Annotated in this window: 14 protein-coding genes and 1 tRNA gene; 9 read left to right on the forward strand and 6 right to left on the reverse strand. The window is 71.9% G+C overall.

Annotated elements, in window-relative coordinates:
• The first annotated feature begins 42 nt into the window (after positions 1-42).
• A complete protein-coding gene (locus OG707_RS13015) occupies positions 43-1,380 on the forward strand; it encodes a hypothetical protein (protein ID WP_329117669.1) in 1,338 nt (445 codons plus the stop codon).
• Positions 1,381-1,389: 9 nt separating this feature from the next.
• Here the strand turns inward: OG707_RS13015 and OG707_RS13020 are convergent, their stop codons facing one another.
• On the reverse strand, positions 1,390-1,986 hold the full coding sequence (locus tag OG707_RS13020; RefSeq protein ID WP_329117671.1) for a histidine phosphatase family protein: 597 nt from the start codon (positions 1,984-1,986) through the stop codon (positions 1,390-1,392).
• 195 nt (positions 1,987-2,181) lie between these two features.
• Between OG707_RS13020 and OG707_RS13025 the strand changes: the two genes are divergently transcribed.
• The 7 genes from OG707_RS13025 to OG707_RS13055 all read left to right on the forward strand — a co-directional run bounded on the left by OG707_RS13025 (position 2,182) and on the right by OG707_RS13055 (position 8,815).
• On the forward strand, positions 2,182-3,072 hold the full coding sequence (locus tag OG707_RS13025) for a phosphatase PAP2 family protein (protein ID WP_329117672.1): 891 nt from the start codon (positions 2,182-2,184) through the stop codon (positions 3,070-3,072).
• On the forward strand, positions 2,990-4,126 hold the full coding sequence (locus tag OG707_RS13030; protein WP_329117674.1) for a hypothetical protein: 1,137 nt from the start codon (positions 2,990-2,992) through the stop codon (positions 4,124-4,126). The genes OG707_RS13025 and OG707_RS13030 overlap by 83 nt, the downstream gene beginning before the upstream one ends.
• A 175-nt stretch (positions 4,127-4,301) precedes the next feature.
• The gene (locus OG707_RS13035) at positions 4,302-5,888 is read left to right on the forward strand and encodes a hypothetical protein (RefSeq protein WP_329117677.1); all 1,587 of its coding nucleotides are present in this window, start codon (positions 4,302-4,304) and stop codon (positions 5,886-5,888) included.
• Positions 5,889-6,000: 112 nt separating this feature from the next.
• Positions 6,001-7,341 carry an AAA family ATPase gene (locus OG707_RS13040; RefSeq protein ID WP_329117679.1) on the forward strand — a complete coding sequence of 447 codons (1,341 nt, stop codon included), beginning with the start codon at positions 6,001-6,003 and terminating at the stop codon, positions 7,339-7,341.
• A 237-nt stretch (positions 7,342-7,578) separates the two neighbouring features.
• Positions 7,579-7,923, forward strand: a complete 345-nt coding sequence (locus OG707_RS13045; RefSeq protein WP_329117681.1) for a hypothetical protein — start codon at positions 7,579-7,581, stop codon at positions 7,921-7,923.
• Between the two features lie 219 nt (positions 7,924-8,142).
• Positions 8,143-8,751: a bifunctional DNA primase/polymerase gene (locus OG707_RS13050; RefSeq protein ID WP_329117682.1), complete on the forward strand. Its 609-nt coding sequence runs from the start codon at positions 8,143-8,145 to the stop codon at positions 8,749-8,751.
• Positions 8,742-8,815 (forward strand) — tRNA-Lys (locus OG707_RS13055). Before OG707_RS13050 ends, OG707_RS13055 begins: the two co-directional genes overlap by 10 nt.
• Before the next feature lie 62 nt (positions 8,816-8,877).
• Here OG707_RS13055 and OG707_RS13060 read toward each other — a convergent pair.
• The gene (locus OG707_RS13060) at positions 8,878-10,167 is read right to left on the reverse strand and encodes a M6 family metalloprotease domain-containing protein (protein WP_443071324.1); all 1,290 of its coding nucleotides are present in this window, start codon (positions 10,165-10,167) and stop codon (positions 8,878-8,880) included.
• 278 nt (positions 10,168-10,445) lie between these two features.
• Here OG707_RS13060 and OG707_RS13065 point away from each other — a divergent pair, with 278 nt between their 5' ends.
• Positions 10,446-12,266 carry a putative bifunctional diguanylate cyclase/phosphodiesterase gene (locus OG707_RS13065; protein WP_329117683.1) on the forward strand — a complete coding sequence of 607 codons (1,821 nt, stop codon included), beginning with the start codon at positions 10,446-10,448 and terminating at the stop codon, positions 12,264-12,266.
• Between the two features lie 45 nt (positions 12,267-12,311).
• Here OG707_RS13065 and OG707_RS13070 read toward each other — a convergent pair whose 3' ends face one another.
• From OG707_RS13070 to OG707_RS13085, 4 genes are all read right to left on the reverse strand, one after another.
• On the reverse strand, positions 12,312-14,018 hold the full coding sequence (locus OG707_RS13070) for a glycosyl hydrolase family 18 protein (RefSeq protein ID WP_329117684.1): 1,707 nt from the start codon (positions 14,016-14,018) through the stop codon (positions 12,312-12,314).
• Positions 14,019-14,279: 261 nt separating this feature from the next.
• Positions 14,280-15,341: an LLM class flavin-dependent oxidoreductase gene (locus tag OG707_RS13075; protein WP_329117685.1), complete on the reverse strand. Its 1,062-nt coding sequence runs from the start codon at positions 15,339-15,341 to the stop codon at positions 14,280-14,282.
• Positions 15,342-15,508: 167 nt separating this feature from the next.
• On the reverse strand, positions 15,509-16,231 hold the full coding sequence (locus tag OG707_RS13080) for a maleate cis-trans isomerase family protein (RefSeq protein ID WP_329117686.1): 723 nt from the start codon (positions 16,229-16,231) through the stop codon (positions 15,509-15,511).
• A complete protein-coding gene (locus tag OG707_RS13085; protein WP_329117687.1) occupies positions 16,228-17,031 on the reverse strand; it encodes a maleate cis-trans isomerase family protein in 804 nt (267 codons plus the stop codon). Before OG707_RS13085 ends, OG707_RS13080 begins: the two co-directional genes overlap by 4 nt.
• Between the last annotated feature and the right edge of the window lie 58 nt (positions 17,032-17,089).

The raw sequence follows: 17,089 nt of genomic DNA on the forward strand, positions 1-17,089 counted from the left end.
GGTACGTTCCCGGCAGCACCAACCGCCAGAGAGGGCTCGGCCATGGCGACGTCACGGGCAGCACGGGCAGTACACAATTCCGCCTTCCGACGGCTGCGGGGAGCGCGCTCCCCCGGCGAGTTCGCCGCAGTGGTCCGCAGGGCCGCGCGGGAGATCGGCGAACAGGTCGCCTGCGACGCCCGCTACATCGGCCGGGTGGAGGCAGGCGAGATCCGCTGCCCCAACTACGCCTACGAGCGCGTCTTTCTGCACATGTTCCCGGGTTTGACCCTCACCGATCTGGGGTTCTCGGACAGGGAGACGGTGCGTGGAAGGGGGGCGCGTGAAGTGGACGACGCGCCCCTGCCGCACCCCACGAACCACACAGTCCAGAACCACGAGGAGAGCGACGTGCTGCGTCGCGCATTCATGACGAGCGGTTCCGCCGCGATGGCGGCCGTCTCACTGGGGCTCGGCCCCGCGCCCGAGCGGGCGGTGCACCACCGCGTCGGCGAGAGCGAGGTGCGGGCCGTCGAGACGGCCGTACGGCAGATCCGGCTGCTCGACGACCGGCACGGCGCCGACGGGCTCTACCACCGGGCCGCGCAGCCGCTCCGTACGGCGTACGCACTGCTCGACGCGGGGGCGGCCCGGCAGAACGCGTCCGACCGGCTGCACGCGGGCGCCGGTGAACTCGCCATCTCCGTCGGCTGGTTGGCGCACGACTCGGGCCGCTTCGACGATGCGCGCTCGCACTACGGAGAGGCCCTCGCCACCGCCCGGATGTCCGCCGACCCGGCACTGGAGGCGCACGCCTTCTGCAACATGGCCTTCCTGGCGCGCGACACCGGGCGGCCGCGCGAGGCGGTCAGGGCGGCGCAGGCGGGACAGCGGGCGGCCAAGCACCTGTCCTCGCCGAGGCTGCTCTCGCTGCTGACCCTGCGGGAGGCGGGCGGCTGGGCCGGGCTCGGTGACCGTACGAGCTGCGCCGAGGCTCTCACCGGCGCCAAGTCCCTCTTCGCGCACGGCACTTCGGACGCGGACCCGGAGTGGATGAGCTTCTTCGGCGAGGCGGAGCTGGAGCATCTGGAGGCGCAGTGCTGGTCGTCGGTGGGCGACTGGGCCCGGGCGTCCCGTCACGCGCACCGCGCCGCCTCGCTGCAGGACCCGCACTTCGTCCGCAACCTGGCGCTCTACCGGGCGGAGCTCGCGGACGACCTGGCCAGGGCCGGCGCCCCCGACCGGGCGGCCGCGGCGGGGCACCGGGTCCTCGATCTGCTCGACGGGGACCGGGTCAGGTCGGAGCGGATCCGGACGATGCTGGCGGGGACGGCGCGGGTGCTGCTGCCGCACCGCAGGGCGGCCGGGGTCGGGGAGTTCCTGGAGCGGCACGCCGCGTAACAGCGCTGTCTACTGCTCCAGGTGCCCGGTGTCGTTCCACCGCTCGACCGCGGGGGCGTCGTACGCCCACCCGAGCACGGACAGCGAGGTCGGGGCGAGCCGGATGCGGGCACCGAAGTCCAGGTCGTAGCCGAGCCAGCGCGCGCCGAGGGCCCGCAGGATGTGGCCGTGCGCGAAGACCAGGACGTCGCGGCCGCCCGAGCGGATCTTCTCGATCACCTCGTCGGCGCGGGCGGTGACGTCGGCGACGGACTCGCCGCCGGGGACCCCGTCGCGCCAGATGAACCAGCCCGGCCTGATCGCCTGGATCTCGGGCGGCGTCATGCCCTCGTACTCCCCGTAGTGCCACTCCATGAGCGCGTCCCACGTCTGCGCGCGCTCCCCGAAGCCGGCCAGCTCGCAGGTCTCGCTCGCGCGGACGAGGGGGCTGGTCAGCACGTCGGTGTCCGGCAGTGCGTCCCACGGCGCCCGGTGCAGCCGCTCGCCGAGGAGCTTCGCGCCGCGGCGGCCCTCCTCGAGGAGGGGGATGTCCGTCCTGCCGGTGTGCCTGCCCGAGAGCGACCACTCGGTCTGCCCGTGCCGGGCCAGCAGCATGCGCGGTGCCACGACGGCTCCACTCCCTACTCATCGTGCCTGTTGTTCGTCTTCCATCATCCCGTACGTGGGACGGACGCAACCTCGGAGCCGAAACCCGCGTCAGAGGGGTAGGACGGGGCGGCGGACGCCCCCGTCGACGGAACCCGTACATTTGAACGCTGGGCATTCCTGCCCTCGTTTACTCACACGATGGAGAGCGTTCGGATGCCGTACAGCGAGCCCCGCACCAGGCCCCGCTGGTGGACCGAGCTGCTGCTCATAGCCGTGGTCTACTCGGCCTACTCGGGCGGGCGCCTGCTGGCCAGAGGCTCCACCGCGGACGCGGTCGACCACGGCCTGGAGATACTCAGGGCCGAGAAGTTCCTGCATCTCAACCTCGAGCACCCGCTGAACCGCTTCCTCACGCACACCCCGGCCGTGGGCATACCGGCCGACTTCATCTACGCCTCCCTGCACTATCTGGTCACCCCGGCCGTGCTGATCTGGCTCTTCCGCCGCCGCCCCGTCCAGTACCGCGCGGCCCGCACCTGGCTGATGATCTCCACGCTGCTCGGCCTGATCGGCTTCACGCTGCTCCCGACCTGTCCGCCGCGGCTGCTCGCGGCGAGCGAGGGCTTCGTCGACACGATGGCCCAGTTCAGTTCGTACGGCTGGTGGGGCAGCGAGGCGAGCGCGCCGCGCGGCATGGGCGGAATGACGAATCAGTTCGCGGCGATGCCGAGCCTGCACGTCGGCTGGGCGCTGTGGTGCGGGGTCATGCTGTGGCGCTACGGACGGACTCCGCTGGCCCGCGTGCTGGCGGTCGCGTACCCGCTGACCATCACTTTCGTGGTGATGGGGACGGCCAACCACTACTTCTTCGACGCGCTGGCGGGGGCGGCCGTGATGGGCGTCGGCTTCCTGCTCACGAAGCCCGCGCTGGCTCTCACGGACCGGGTGCGCGCACGCTTCTCGGCCACCACAACTCCCGCTCCGTCCCCGATTGTCAGTGCCGGATGCAAGACTTCCGCGGGTGAGCGCATCCCTGGCCAGCGGACCTCCTCCGCATCTGCCGACGCACCCGCCGACGACGGCACTTCGACAGCGGCTCGCTGAGCTGCGCGGCCCCACGGTCGCGCCCCAGCCGCTGGACGCCCGCGCCCTGGCCGCGCTCGCGGCCAACCCCGGCTGCAGACGCCGGGCGCTGCTCGACGGCGCCGGGGTGAACAAGGCGGTCCTGGCGAACGCGCTCGGCTCGCCCTCGGGCTTCGGCCAGTCGCAGTTCGCCTTCATGCGGGGGAACGCCTTCGAGGCGAAGGTCAAGGCGGACGGCGGCGCGGAACTGCTGCGGCTGCTCGCCCCGGACCGCCCCGAAGACGCCGCGGTCTCCACCCCGGACCTCTCGGCGGCAGGCCCGGAGGGCCGCGCGGCCCGTACGGCGCTGGCGCTGCGGGAGGCGACGGAGTCGGACGGGTGGACGTTCCTGGACCACCCGATGCTGGCGCTGGAGGTGGCGGGATCGCCCGTCTACCTGGAGCCGGACGCGGTGGTGGTGGCGCCGGACGGCCGCTGGACGGTGATCGAGATCAAGTCCTTCCCGATGATCGACGCGGCGGCGGACGCGGCGAAGGTGGGGGCTGCGGCGCGCCAGTCCGCGGTGTACGTACTGGCGCTGGAGCGGGTGGCGGCGCGTACGACGGGGGCCTCGGTCCACGACCGGGTGCTGCTGGTCTGCCCGAAGGACTTCTCGAACCTGCCGACGGCGTCGGTCGTCGACGTACGCAAACAGCTGTCGGTGACCCGCCGCCAGCTGACCCGCCTCACGAGGATCGAGGAGATCGCGGAGACGCTCCCCGAGGGCACGACGTTCGACCCGGGCCTGCCGAAGGAAGAGCTGAAGGAGGCGGTAGAGCAGGTCGAGGCGGCGTACGCCCCGGAGTGCCTGGCCGCATGCGAACTGGCCTTCCACTGCCGCGGGCGCTCGCGGGAAGCGGGGGCGGTGGAGACGCTGGGGAGGAGCGTGCGGGGGGAGCTCGGGGGCTTGCGAACGGTGGATGCAGTGCTGGCCGCGGCGCGGGGGGTCGCGGGCGACCCGGACGACCCCACGGTGGCTGCCCTCCGCAGGGCGGCGGCGCTGCGGTCGGAGGCGCTTGGGGGTGCTGCGTGCTGAGCACCAGGCAAATCCAGCCCGTCCGGCGATTGAGGACACGCGACCGAAGGTCGCGTACGGGGGCGCCGGGGGCGAAGCCCCCGCTTACCGGGGCCCGGGGGGTCTGGGGCGCAGCCCCAGTTCGGGAAGGGGCGGGGTTGGGGAATCAGCCCCGCGCAGCGGAGGAGATGCACCCGTGTCGCTGATCAGCACGCTCGCGCGGCTCGAAGCCGTCGAGGCCGGCCGCGCCCAGCCCACCGCCACAGTCCGCCACCGCCACCTCTCCGACCACCCCCTCGTCCTCGTCCCCCTCACCACCGCAGGCGAAGCCGGCGCCCCCCTCGGCGCCCTCGTCGGCACGGACCGCGACGCCCCCCGCCTGCTCACCGTCACCCAGCCCCGCGACCGCGACCTCCGTTTCGCGTTCCTCGCCGAGCTGGCCGAATCAGTCCTCCCGTACATCGACACCTTCACGGACAACATCGAGACCGCCGAGCGCAACGAACTCGACTCGGAGACCGGCAAGAAGGCCAAGGTCGAGGTCGAACTCTGTGCGGACGCACCCCAGTTGATCCTCCCCAGCCGCGCCGGCATCGACTTCGTACGCCTCCTCGGCCGCTCCATGCGTTTCCGCCGCACCGCCGAGGAAGACCCGGAGACCCCCTACCCCGCACCCCCGCGCGTCCCCCTCCTCGGCCGCTGGCTGACGCACTACGGAGAGCGCGCCCGCGTCCCCGGCTCCTCGCTCCTCCTCTCGGCGACCGATCTCCTCAACCGGCACTGGGCAACGGGCCAGTCCACGCTGGAGGACCAGCACCTGGGCGCCCTGCTCGCCTGGATCGACCCGCCCGAGGGCACCTCCGGGGCCGAGGCCGCGCTCCACGCCGAGCTCGACCGCGACCCCAAGGGACAGCTGATCTGCCCGCCCGCGGGCCCGGCCACCGACCCCGCCTTCGACAACAAGCTCCTGGCCCCCGCCATCGAGCGCCACGACCGGGCCCGCCAGGCCCTGGCGACCGCCGAGGACGGCCTCGCCGCCGATGCCCACCTCGCCGAACTCGCCGCCGCCGAGCGGCAGATCCGCGAGGTCCTCAACGCCGTGATGCGCCCCACCTGGGACGCCGTCTGGCGCTCGATCGACCACCTCCGCACCCTCCCCGAGGGCCCCCGCGCCACCGACCGCTGGACCCGCGACCGCTGGTCCTTCACCGGCCACCGCGACCGGGTGCGCGCGGGCGAACCCCCGCAGCCGCGCCGCGACGACGCCGTGACGGCCGCCCAGAAACTGGCCTCCCGGGAGACCGCGCAGGCCCAACTCGACGCCCAGGAAGCCCTGGACGACCCGCTCGTCATGGCGGGCCGCCGCCTCGCGGGCGAGGCGTTCGCGGGCGAGGTCGTCGACGTCACGATGGCGTGGAGCGAGTCGAAGCGCCCGTCCCCCCGCCCCCTGATCGCGTTCCGTACGGACGACGCCCCGCACCTGGCCGAGCGCGCCAAGGTCCACCGCTCCCTCGAAGGCAAGCCGCAGAGCGCGGAGTTCGTCGCGTACGAGGAGGACGGCACGCTCACCCTGCGCCTGGTCAACGGGATGGGCCGCTCGAAGGACCCGGCCCCCGGAACGGTCCCCGAGAAGGGCGACCGGATCTGCTGGACGCTCTTCGAGCACTCCTCCCGAGGCGGCCCGGACCTCCCCGCCCAGGAGGACACCCCCTGGACCCACGGCGGCCCCCCGGGCACGACGGCGGAGAACCCGGACCCCGTAACGACGGAGGACGTCCTGTGACGTTCACCCCGGCCCCGGCGCCCGCAGGAACAGGGCGGCCCTGCTCGCTCACCCCCGCTCGACCGGGCGCGACCTGCACCGGCCGACCCCACACGCCCTCGGAGGACGCCCAGTGACCCCCTCCCCCGGCTTCGACCCCGGCGCGGAAGCCGCCCGCGCCACACAAGCCATCCTCGACTCGACGCTGCACGACGCCGCCCGCGGCGTCGTCGTCGACTCCCCGCCCGGCGCGGGGAAGTCGACCCTCGTGGTCCGTGCGGCCCGCGAACTCGCCGCCGCAGGGCGTCCGTTGATGGTCATCGCGCAGACGAACGCCCAGGTCGACGACCTGGTGGTCCGCCTCGCCGACAAGGACCCCGACCTCCCCGTCGGCCGCCTCCACAGCAGCGACCCCGACCCGTACGACAAGGTCCTCGACGACCTCCCGAACGTCCGCAAGTCGTCCAAGGCCGCCGACCTCACCGGCCTCGACATCGTGATCTCGACCGCCGCGAAGTGGGCCCACGTCAAGAACGTCGACCCCTGGCAGCACGCGATCGTCGACGAGGCGTACCAGATGCGCTCGGACGCACTCCTCGCCGTCGCGGGCCTCTTCGAGCGGGCCCTGTTCGTGGGCGACCCTGGCCAGTTGGACCCCTTCTCGGTGGTCGGAGCAGACCAATGGGCCGGCCTGTCCTACGACCCCTCGGCGAGCGCGGTCTCCACGCTCCTCGCCCACAACCCGGACCTCCCCCAGCACCGCCTCCCGGTCTCCTGGCGCCTGCCGGCCTCGGCGGCCCCGCTGGTGTCGAGCGCGTTCTACCCGTACACGCCCTTCCGCAGCGGTACGGACCACGGCGACCGGCGCCTGACCTTCGGCGTCCCGTCCGACGGCACGGCGCCCGACCGGGCCCTGGACGAGGCGGCGGAGTCCGGCTGGGCCCTGCTCGAGCTCCCCGCCCGCCACACCCCGCGCACCGACCCCGAGGCGGTCAGGGCCCTGGCCCACACGGTCCGCCGCCTCCTGGACCGCGGCGGCGCGGCCCTCAGCGAGCAGTCCGCCGACCCGGTCCCGCTGACGGCGGACCGGATCGCGGTGGGGACGGCACACCGGGACCAGGCGGCGGCGGTACGGGCAGCCCTGTCCGACCTGGGCGTGACGGGCGTCGCGGTGGACACCGCCAACCGCCTCCAGGGCCGCGAGTTCGACGTGACGGTGATCCTGCACCCCCTGTCGGGCCGCCCCGACGCGACGGCGTTCCACCTGGAGACGGGCCGCCTCTGCGTCCTGGCCTCCCGCCACCGCCACGCGTGCATCGTGGTCTGCCGCGAGGGCGTGGCGGAGCTCCTGGACGAACACCCCTCGACGGAACCGGTCCACCTGGGAGTGACGCTGAAGTTCCCGGACGGCTGGGAGGCGAACCACGCGGTCCTGGCCCACCTCGCGGAACACCGGGTGCCCTGGACCAGCTGACGCGAGCCCCGGCCCTCACCCCCGGACCCCAATCGCCGGACGGAGTCCGGCACGCCGCCGGAGGCGGCAAATGAATACAGCCCCGGACGGCTGGGAGGCGAACCACGCGGTCCTGGCCCACCTGGCAGAACACCGGGTGCCGTACCAGCCGTAACCACCAAGGGCAGGGCAGGCCCCCTTGCGCGGCGTTGGACAATGGACGGTGGTCATCACAGCACCACGAAGGAGCAGCAACCCATGGCGGAGTCCGACCAGAGCGAGCAGCCACGGCGTCTGCGTCCCGCGCCCCTCCTCTTCGAGCCCTCGGAGGCGGCCACCGACCCCGAGCACTTCTTCGACCTGGAGTCGATGGACGATCCCGCGGCCCTGCTCACCCGGGCCACGGAGCTGACCCTGGCGTTCCGCGCCGCGGCCGACCGGGCAACGGAGTTCCAGGCGGTCGCCGCGGCCCAGCTCGCCGACCCCCGCCGCTTCGACCGCCTCACCGCGGCCGACATCGCGGACCGCGCCCAGTGGACGGAGGACTACGCGAAGAAAATGATCGACTTCGGCCGCGACCTCCTGAAGGACGCCACCTCCTAGCACCCCCGCGCGCCGGACGGAGTCCGGCACAGCGGCCCGAAGCCCGAGAGGCCCGCCAGTGCCGAACGGTGCGAGGGTCGCACGCGAAGGAATGGACACCACCCGCCCATAGCCGACTGGCATATGCCGGACCGCAAGATACTCCCCGCCGGCCCGCCCTGTCCCGGTTTCTGCCAACCCTCAGAAGTGGAACCGTCACAGCCGGTAGATCTAGATCCCATGAGCGACGTTTTCTCCCTCCTCCGTGACAGCGACCGCGACCGCACCCACACCCAGGCCGCCGAGGTGACCCCGGCGGGCGCCGCCTGGCTCGCCTCCGCCGTCGCCTACCCGCGCTCCACGCTCTCGCTGTGGGAGTCCCGGCCCGTCGCCCCGGTCGTCCTGCCCTGCGGGTCGGCCTTCGACGTGGTCAATGTGCCCGCGATGTTCGGCCGGCGGATGCTGGACGCCTTATGGGCGGAGGGCCCGGGGTGCGGCCCGGTCGCCACGCACCGGGGCCGGATGCTGCTCTTCACCGCCCCGGGGACCGCCCAGCGACTGCCCTCGCTCCTCGACTGGGAGGAGTGGGGCTCGGAAGTGCCGCCGCTGCTCTGTCACGGCGTCGGCGACGCCGTGACCGTACCGTCGCCGGCCCGTACCGACGCCCCCGCCGGGGCCCGCTGGGTGGTCGCCCCCGACACCCGCCACCCCTGGCTCCCGGGGCCCGAGGTGATGCTCTGGGCCTGCGTACGCGCAGCCCGTGCGACCTCGGTGTCCTCCCCGCGGATATCGATTTTTCCTCCGGCCGATCAGGGTGCTAATGTCTACGACGTCACCAGGCGCCGTTAGCTCAGTTGGTTAGAGCAGCTGACTCTTAATCAGCGGGTCCGGGGTTCGAGTCCCTGACGGCGCACAGACAGAAGAAGCCCCTCGCAGGTTCACCTGCGAGGGGCTTCTTCGTGTGCTCACGCGCTCCTACGCCGGACCCGGCGTGACCCTGATCGTCCAGGCCCCCGACCGCGTCCGGTCGGTCACCTGCACCCTCGTCCCGTCGTCCGGCACCGTGAAGGTCTCGCCGACCCGGAGCGGCGCATCGGCGAGCTGCGGATAGACCGACTGGTCCCAGCAGGCCGCGGTCCTCGGGTGCGTGTCGATCACCTCGACGGGCCCGCCGCCCGACTCCGTCCCGCTGCGCACCCGGTACAGGAGCACGCCCTCGGTGCAGGTCGAGCGGTCGTTGCCGGTGGACGAGCGGGCCTCGATGGCGATGACGCTGTCGTCCCCGGTCCGTACGACCGCGAGCCGCGTCCCGCCACCGCCCCCGCCGCGGGCGGGCAGCGACTCCAGCGAGTCCAGGGTGAGGCGCCCGCCGCCGCCGCGCTGCACGCACGCGACCTGGCGCGGGTCGAGCCAGCCCAGCTTCCACTTGTGCCAGGCGAAGAAGTCCGGGGCGAGCCCGAACTGGCTGCCCATGACGTCCCAGTCGCCGACGTAGGTGTCCCAGTCGCCGTTGCCGTCCGTCGGCCGGTGGTAGAGGTCGGGCAGGTCGAAGACGTGCCCGGTCTCGTGGGCCAGCACGTTGCGGTCCGGCGGGTGCTGCTCGAAGACGGTGACCAGGCGCTTGAGGTCGTGGCCGTCGGCCCGCATCGGGGTGTCGAAGTTGACGACCTTGGTGGCGTCGGCGTTGACCCCGGGGGCGTCCGGATCGGCGACGAGATAGACGACGTCGTACTTGCCGAAGTCCACCGAGGGGTCCGCGGCGGCGACCGCGTCGCGCAGATAGGCGGTGCGCCGGTCGGCGTCCCAGTCCCGCTCTATGTCGTACGAGGTCGCCGACTCGGGCATCTGGATCCACTGCTTCAGCGGATGCGGGCGCAGCGTGAACTTCCCGTACGAGGCGCGCTGGAAGAAGTTGCTGGTGGCGGGGAAGTAGTCGCCCGCGAGTTCCTCGGGGGTGGACAGCGGCTCCGAGTCCGGGAAGGACAGGAAGATCATGACCGCGTCGAGCGCCTTGTCGGGGCGGGTGTACGCGGAATTCCAGCTGTCCAGGCCCAGCGAGTGGTGCGCGCCCGTGCGCGGCAGCGCGCAGGGCCCGGCGGCCGCCGATGCGGCGACGGCGGGACCTGCCGCCAGAGTGATGGCGGCGAGCGCCAACAGGGAAGTGAGGCCGGCCGCCGTACTGCGCAGGCGGCGGTCCACTCCCCCGGGTGTCGGATGACGCTCCACGTCGACCTCCGGGTAACGGATGCGGAACACCCCACCCACACTGTGGTGATTTGGGAGGTTTCGCACTGTTCCGATGCCCCAGTCGGGTGACCGACCGAACACCCCGGCACTTCACGGAAAGTCACAAACGATCACGAGCAAGAGCCACCTCGATCACACCCGCGCAGAAACGATCGACCGCGAGCACAGGGTGCTCCGCATCACTGCGGGAGTACGGTGGCGAAGCTGGCTGGGCCCTTGCGCCAGCCTCTATGATCGGCACACTTACCTCGCCGGATTCCATCTGTACGAGAACAACTGCCCTGCGGGAGCGAGCGGTGAGCGGAACCTCCGACGGACCGAGCCAGGCGCCCGGTACGCCGCGCACACCCCGGCTTACGGTCACGGAGCGTCATGCTGTCGGCCGGACCGCCTCCGAGCTGCGCGACTACCGCGCCGCCTTCCACGCGGCCCAGCTCGCCATGGCGGTCGTCGACCGCGAGGGCCTCGTCGTCACCGCCAACGACGCCCTCGCCGCACTGCTCGGCACCGACCCCGCCTCGCTGACCGAACGGCCCGCCGCCGACCTCGTCGACCTGGCCGCCGACGCCCGCACCTGGCACGCCTACCGCGAGGTGCTCCGCGGCCGCCGCTCCCGCTTCCGCTGCACGCGCCGCCTCAAGCACCCCGACGGGCACTCGCTCTGGGCCGAGGTGAGCGTCGCCCCCGTACCCGACAGCTCCAGCGTGCTGGTCTCGGTCTCCGACATCAGCGACCGGCGCGAGCTCCAGGCGCGGCTGCGGCACCTGCAGATGCACGACCCGGTGACCCGCCTCCCCAACCGCACCCTGTTCTTCGAGCGGCTCTCCGCCGCCCTCGACACCTCCTCCTGCGGGCAGAGCGGAACCGGCAGGATCGGCCTCTGCTATCTGGACCTCGACGGCTTCAAGGCGGTCAACGACACACTCGGCCACCGCGTCGGCGACCGGCTCCTCAGCGCCGTCGCCGCCCGCCTCACCACCTGCGCCGACCAGGCCGGATACACCCGCAGCAGCGGCCATCTGGTCGCCCGGCTCGGCGGCGACGAGTTCGCACTGCTCGTCGAGGACTCCACGGGTACGGAACAGCTCGCCGACCTCGCCAGGTCGGTGCTCGTCGCCCTCCAGGAGCCGTTCGACCTGGCCGGCCAGCGGCTCTCGGTGTCGGCCTCGATCGGGGTCGTGGAGCGCATCGCGGCGGGCACCACGGCGACCGGTCTGATGCAGGCCGCGGACACGACGCTCTACTGGGCGAAGGCGGACGGCAAGGCCCGCTGGACCCTCTTCGACCCGGAGCGCAACGCCCACCGGATGACCCGCCAGGCGCTCACGTCATCGCTGCGCCCCGCCGTCGAGCGGGGTGAATTCACCCTGGAATACCAGCCGTTGGTCGGGATGGCGGACGGAGTGGTGCGGGGCGTGGAGGCGCTGGTGCGCTGGCGGCACCCGCAGTTCGGCATGCTCGCGCCGAATCGGTTCATCGGTATCGCCGAGGAGGACGGCTCGATCGTCCAGCTGGGGCGCTGGGTGCTGCGGACCGCGTGCGTCCAGGCCAGGCAGTGGCAGCTCGACCATCCGGACGAGGAGCCGCTCTTCGTGAGCGTCAACGTCGCGGTGCGCCAGGTGTGGGACTCGGATCTGGTGGCCGATGTGGCGGGCATTCTCGCGGAGACCGAACTCGCCCCGGAACTGCTGCAGTTGGAGCTGACGGAGTCCGCGGTGATGGGGTCGGCGGGGCGTCCGCTGCAGGCTCTGCAGGCGCTCAGCGACATGGGCGTGCAGATCGCCATCGACGACTTCGGCACCGGCTACTCGAACCTGGCCTATCTCAGCCGCCTGCCCGTCTCCGTACTGAAGCTGGACGGCTCCTTCGTGCGCGGCTTCCAGTACGACGAGGGCGGTACGCACCCCAACCCGGCCGACGAGGTGATCGTCGAGACGCTCGTCCAGCTGGCGCACCGGCTGGGGCTGACCGTCACCGCCGAGTGCGTGGAGACGCCCGAGCAGGCGGCGCGGCTGCGGCGGATCGGCGTCGACACCGGGCAGGGGTGGCTGTACTCGCGTGCGGTCGCGCCGGAGAAGATCGACACGATGATCGGGGTCAGTCCGCTGCCGGCCTGACCCCGAATCACCGTGCCCCTGTGGGGGGTTCAGATGGTCATCCGGTCAGCAGGCGCCGAGGTCGGTCCAGACGCCCCACTGGCCCGTGGTGCCGGGGACCTCGTTCTGGGTCCACCACTGGGCCTTCCAGGTGTGACCGCCGTACGAGACCGTCGAGCCGCCCGTGTACGTCGCCGCCTTGTCCCAGGCGGGCGCCGTGCAGCTGCCGGCCGGCGGGGTGGCCGTCGCGGTCGGGCTCGGGGACGCCGTGGCGGTCGGGGTCGGGGTGGGGCTCGCGGTCGCCGTGGGCGTCGGGTCCGGGGTCGAGGACGGGGAGGAGCCGACCGCGGTCACGATCTGGTTGAACAGGGTCGTGTTGGCGTCCAGGCCGAGCAGGGAGTACATCATCGCGCCTGCGAGGCCCCGGCTGTGGGCGTAGTCGGCGCGGGCCTGGATCGACTTCTGGTTCAGGCCGGTGAAGAACTCGCCGTCCTTGTAGAAGTACGAGGCCTTCGCCGCGTCGTCCCAGAAGGTGGTCGCCGGGTTGTCGACGATGCCGCCGAGCTCCTTGTAGTACGCGATGCCCGCCTGGGCGCTGAGCGGGCGGGCGGCCGATGCGCCGGTCGCGCTCTGGGCGAGGCCGTTGGCGGTGCCGGCGGGGACGCCCTTCCAGCCGCGGTAGTAGAACTCGTAGCCGAGGGTCAGCTTGTTGGCGGGGAAGCCGCCGGTGATGCCGTACGTGGAGTCACCGTCGAGCCAGGCGTCGATCGCGTTGGTGACCGAGTACTTCTCGGTGCCGGGGGCGATGGCGTCGGTGGGGTCGTTGGCCGGGGAGGTGAGCGGCGACTGGTGGTAGGTCGGGCCGTCGGCGTCCCAGGCGCCGTGCATGTCGTACGTCATGATGTTGGCGTAGTCGAGATACGCGCCGATCTTGTCCGTCTCGATGTTCTTGATCTTGTCCTGGCCGGCCGGGAGAGCGGCCGTGAGCAGGTACTTCTTGCCGCCGTGCGCGGTGCCGTACTCATCCAGCTGCTTGCGGAACTCGGCGAGCAGGAGCGTGAAGTTCTGCTTGTCGGCGGGGTCGGTGTGGTTGCCGAGGTGGCCGCCGGCCGAGGCCGGGTACTCCCAGTCGATGTCGATGCCGTCGAAGATCCCGGCCGCCGCGCCCGCGCCGCCGTAGCCGCCGTCGACGGGCAGGTCGCCCTGGATGTACTGCTTGATACAGGAGGCGACGAGCTTCTTGCGGCCGGCGTCGGTCTTGGCCGCGTCGGAGAAGTACTTGGAGTAACTCCAGCCGCCGATCGAGATGTTGATCTTCAGCTTGGGGTACTTCGCCTTCAGCTCCTTGAACTGGTTGAAGACGCCCACGATCGGCTGGTCCCACTTGTCGGCGGTGCCGTCGACGCTGTCGGCCGCGGAGAAGGACTTCTGGTAGTCCGCGTAGCTGTCGCCCGCACCGTCACCGGCGCTGGGGTTGTTGTCGTCGCCCGCCGCCTTGTTCGCCTCGAAACAGGTGAGGTCGGTGGGGTGGATGTTGCCGAAGGAGTAGTTGATGACGTCGAGCTTGCCCGCGATGCCCCGGGTGTCGAGCTGCTTGGGGTAGAAGGCGTTGCCGTACACGCTCCACTGGTCGTAGTACGCGATTTTCACGCCACCGGTGGACGGGGTCGCCGCGGCCTCGGCGGTGGAGCCGAGGCCGAGCAGCGCGCCGAGCGCGCCGGTGGCGAGCGCGGCGGTGGTCAGGGCCGCGATCAGGGGTCTGCGGGAGCGCACTTACAGCCTCCGGTGGGGAGCGGGTGAGGTCGGTCGTGGAGTAGAGATAGCGACCCCGTCAGCACCGAGTCAATGGTCTGAACCAAATTGAGGACTAGACCAATTTGGCCGTGAAACCGCTTACGGTGGAGGTGCGTTGGGCACACAAAAACCGCCCGCCACCATGGGTGACGAGCGGTTTAAGGCTGAGTTAATCGATCTTGGCGGGGTGGGCGGGGCGGCTGCCGGGATCTGGACCAGGCAGTTCCGGTAACCCAGGATTTACGCCTTCGGCAGGTTGTAGGCGTCCGCGATCAGCTCGTACGAACGCAGTCGGACGTCCCCGCCGTGGGCGTTCGCGGTGATCATCAACTCGTCGGCGCCGGTGCGCTTCTGCAGGTCGTCGAGGCCGGAGCGGACCTCGTCCGCGGTGCCCTTGATGACGTTGGAGAGCCAGCTGTCGGCGAACTCCTGCTCCATCGCGCTGAAGGTGTACGCGGCCGCCTCTTCGGGGGTCGGAATGAGGCCGGGGCGGCCGGTGCGCAGCCGGATCATGGAGAGCGCGCCGGTCAGGACCTGGCGGTGCGCCTCCTTCTCGTCGTCGGCGGCGAGCGCCGAGACGCCGATGAGGGCGTACGGGGCGTCGAGGACGGCCGAGGGGCGGAAGGAGTCCCGGTAGAGGTCGAGGGCCGGGACGGTGTTCTGCGCGGAGAAGTGGTGCGCGAACGCGAACGGCAGGCCGAGCGTGCCGGCGAGGCGCGCACTGAAGCCGGAGGAGCCGAGCAGCCAGATCGGGGGGCGTCCGGTGGGGCCCTGGACGGGGCCGGGGACGGCGTGGATCCGGGAGTACGGGTGGCCGTCGGGGAAGTCGTCGTCGAGGAAGCGGGTCAACTCGCTGAGCTGCTGCGGGAATTCGTCCGCGCCCTCGAGGAGGTTGTCGCTGCGGCGCAGGGCCGCGGCGGTGGCGCCGTCGGTGCCGGGGGCGCGGCCGAGACCGAGGTCGACGCGGCCGGGGGCCATCGCCTCGACGGTGCCGAACTGCTCGGCGATGACGAGCGGGGCGTGATTGGGGAGCATCACGCCGCCGGAGCCGAGGCGGATGCGGGTGGTGTGGGCGGCGAGGTGCGCGAGGAGGACGGCGGGCGAGGACGAGGCGACGCCGGGCATGGAATGGTGCTCGGCGACCCAGTGCCGGTGGTAGCCGCGGCTCTCTGCGAGGCGGGCGATGTCGACGCCGGTCCGGATCGCCTGGGTGGCGGTGCGGCCTGCGCCGACCGTGACGAGGTCCAGTACGGAGAGGGGTACGGGGGCGTCTCCGAGTGCCGTGCCCTTGATCGCGTCCACCGTGGGGTGCCCTTTTCTGCCGTCGGTACGTACGGCTAGTGGCAACTGGGGGCACCCCCCGGTTATTCCCGCACCCGTGCTGGGGGCGCGCCTCCTCCGGGGCTCCGCCCCGGACCCCGCTCCTCAATCGCCGGAGGGGCTGGATTTTGCCCGGCGCGGGGAAATCCCTACTCCGGGCGCGCGAACAGGCGACCCAGCGTTTCCGACCACACCCGGCGTTCCGCCAGGCGCAGGCCCTCCCACACCGACACCTGGTTCGCCGTGAGCACCGGTTTGCCCAGTACCTGCTCAAGCTCCCGCAGGTGCGCCGCCGTGTGCAGCGCCGTGTCCGGCAGCAGGACCAGTTCCGCGCCCCTCGCGTCTCCCGCCAGCGCCAGCTCCAGCACCTCGTCGCGGCCCCACGTGCCGACCTCCGCCGCCGTGATGATCCCGCTCGACCTCGCCGAGACCGCCTCCACTCCCCCCGCCTTCAGGAAGTCCGCGAAGAGGGCCGCCACGTCCGCCGGGTACGTCGCCGCCACCGCGACCCTGGTCGCGCCCAGCGCCCGTACCGCGTGCGCGAAAGCGAAGGACGTACTGGACGCTGGCAGGCCCGCCGCCAGCGCCAAGCCCCGGACCTGCTCCTTCGCGCCCTCCCAGCCGTACACGAAGCTTCCGCTCGTGCACGCCCAGACGACCGCCTCGGCCCCCGACAGCCGCAGCTCCTCCACGCCCGCCGCCAGCCGGTCCGCCGCGCCCATTTCCAGCAGGGCGTCGACGCGGTGCGCGTCCTCGCCGATGTCCGTGTGGACCACCGGCAGCCGGACGTTGTCCGAGGCGAGCATCTGCTCCATGCGCTCGTAGTCGTCCTCCGCCGAATGTCCGGGGTAGAGGAATCCGATCGCTGTCATGCCGTCCAGCCTCCCTGTTCTTCCGGCTCGGCAGGAGCGGGGGAAGGGGACGGTGACGGGGAGGGCTGCGTCGCCAGCAGCAGCTGCTGGTACGGGCCCACCGCCCGCGCCCCGATCGACCGCAGCGCCGCCCACATCGTGACCTGGTTCGCCGACAGCACCGGCATCCTCAACTCCGCCTCCAGCTGCGGGATCACGTCGTACGTGGGCAGATTCGTGCAGCTGATGAACAGTGCATCCGCCGCACCCACCACCGCCTGCCGCGCCATGTCGACCACATCGCGGTACGGAACCTTCCAGATGTGCCGGGTGAGGCCCAGGAAAGCCCGTCCGGTGACGGCTATCCCGGCCTCGGCAAGATATTCCTCCAGCGAGGAAGTCACCGATTCCGTGTACGGCGTGACCAGCGCGATCCGCCGCACCCCCAGCTCCTCGAAGGCCGCGAGCAGCGCCCCCGACGTCGTCACCGACGGCAGTTCGCCGGCCTGCGTCATCGCCTCGCACATCGCGCGCTCCCCGGCGAGCCCGCCGACGAAGCTGCCGCTCGTGCAGGCGTACGCGACGACCTGCGGCTCCACCGCGATCAGCGCCCGTACCGCCTCGCGCAGCGTCTCGTGCTCACTGACCAGCCGGGCGAGATCCAGGGAGACTTCGACCGGGACGAACGGGGTACGGGTGAGGTGCAACGAGACGTCGTCCGGGACCCAGCGCCACAGTTCCCGGTCGAGCGCGAAATCGAAAGGGGCCACGACTCCGACGCCGCACTGCGGCTGGGGCCCGCCCAGAAAGGAGATGTCCATTTACCTGCCCCCAACTGACATACGTGAGGCGGCCGTTCTTGACGAGGCTCTACTGGTG

This window comes from Streptomyces sp. NBC_01465 (assembly GCF_036227325.1).
In the GTDB taxonomy this organism is placed as follows: Bacteria; Actinomycetota; Actinomycetes; order Streptomycetales; family Streptomycetaceae; genus Streptomyces.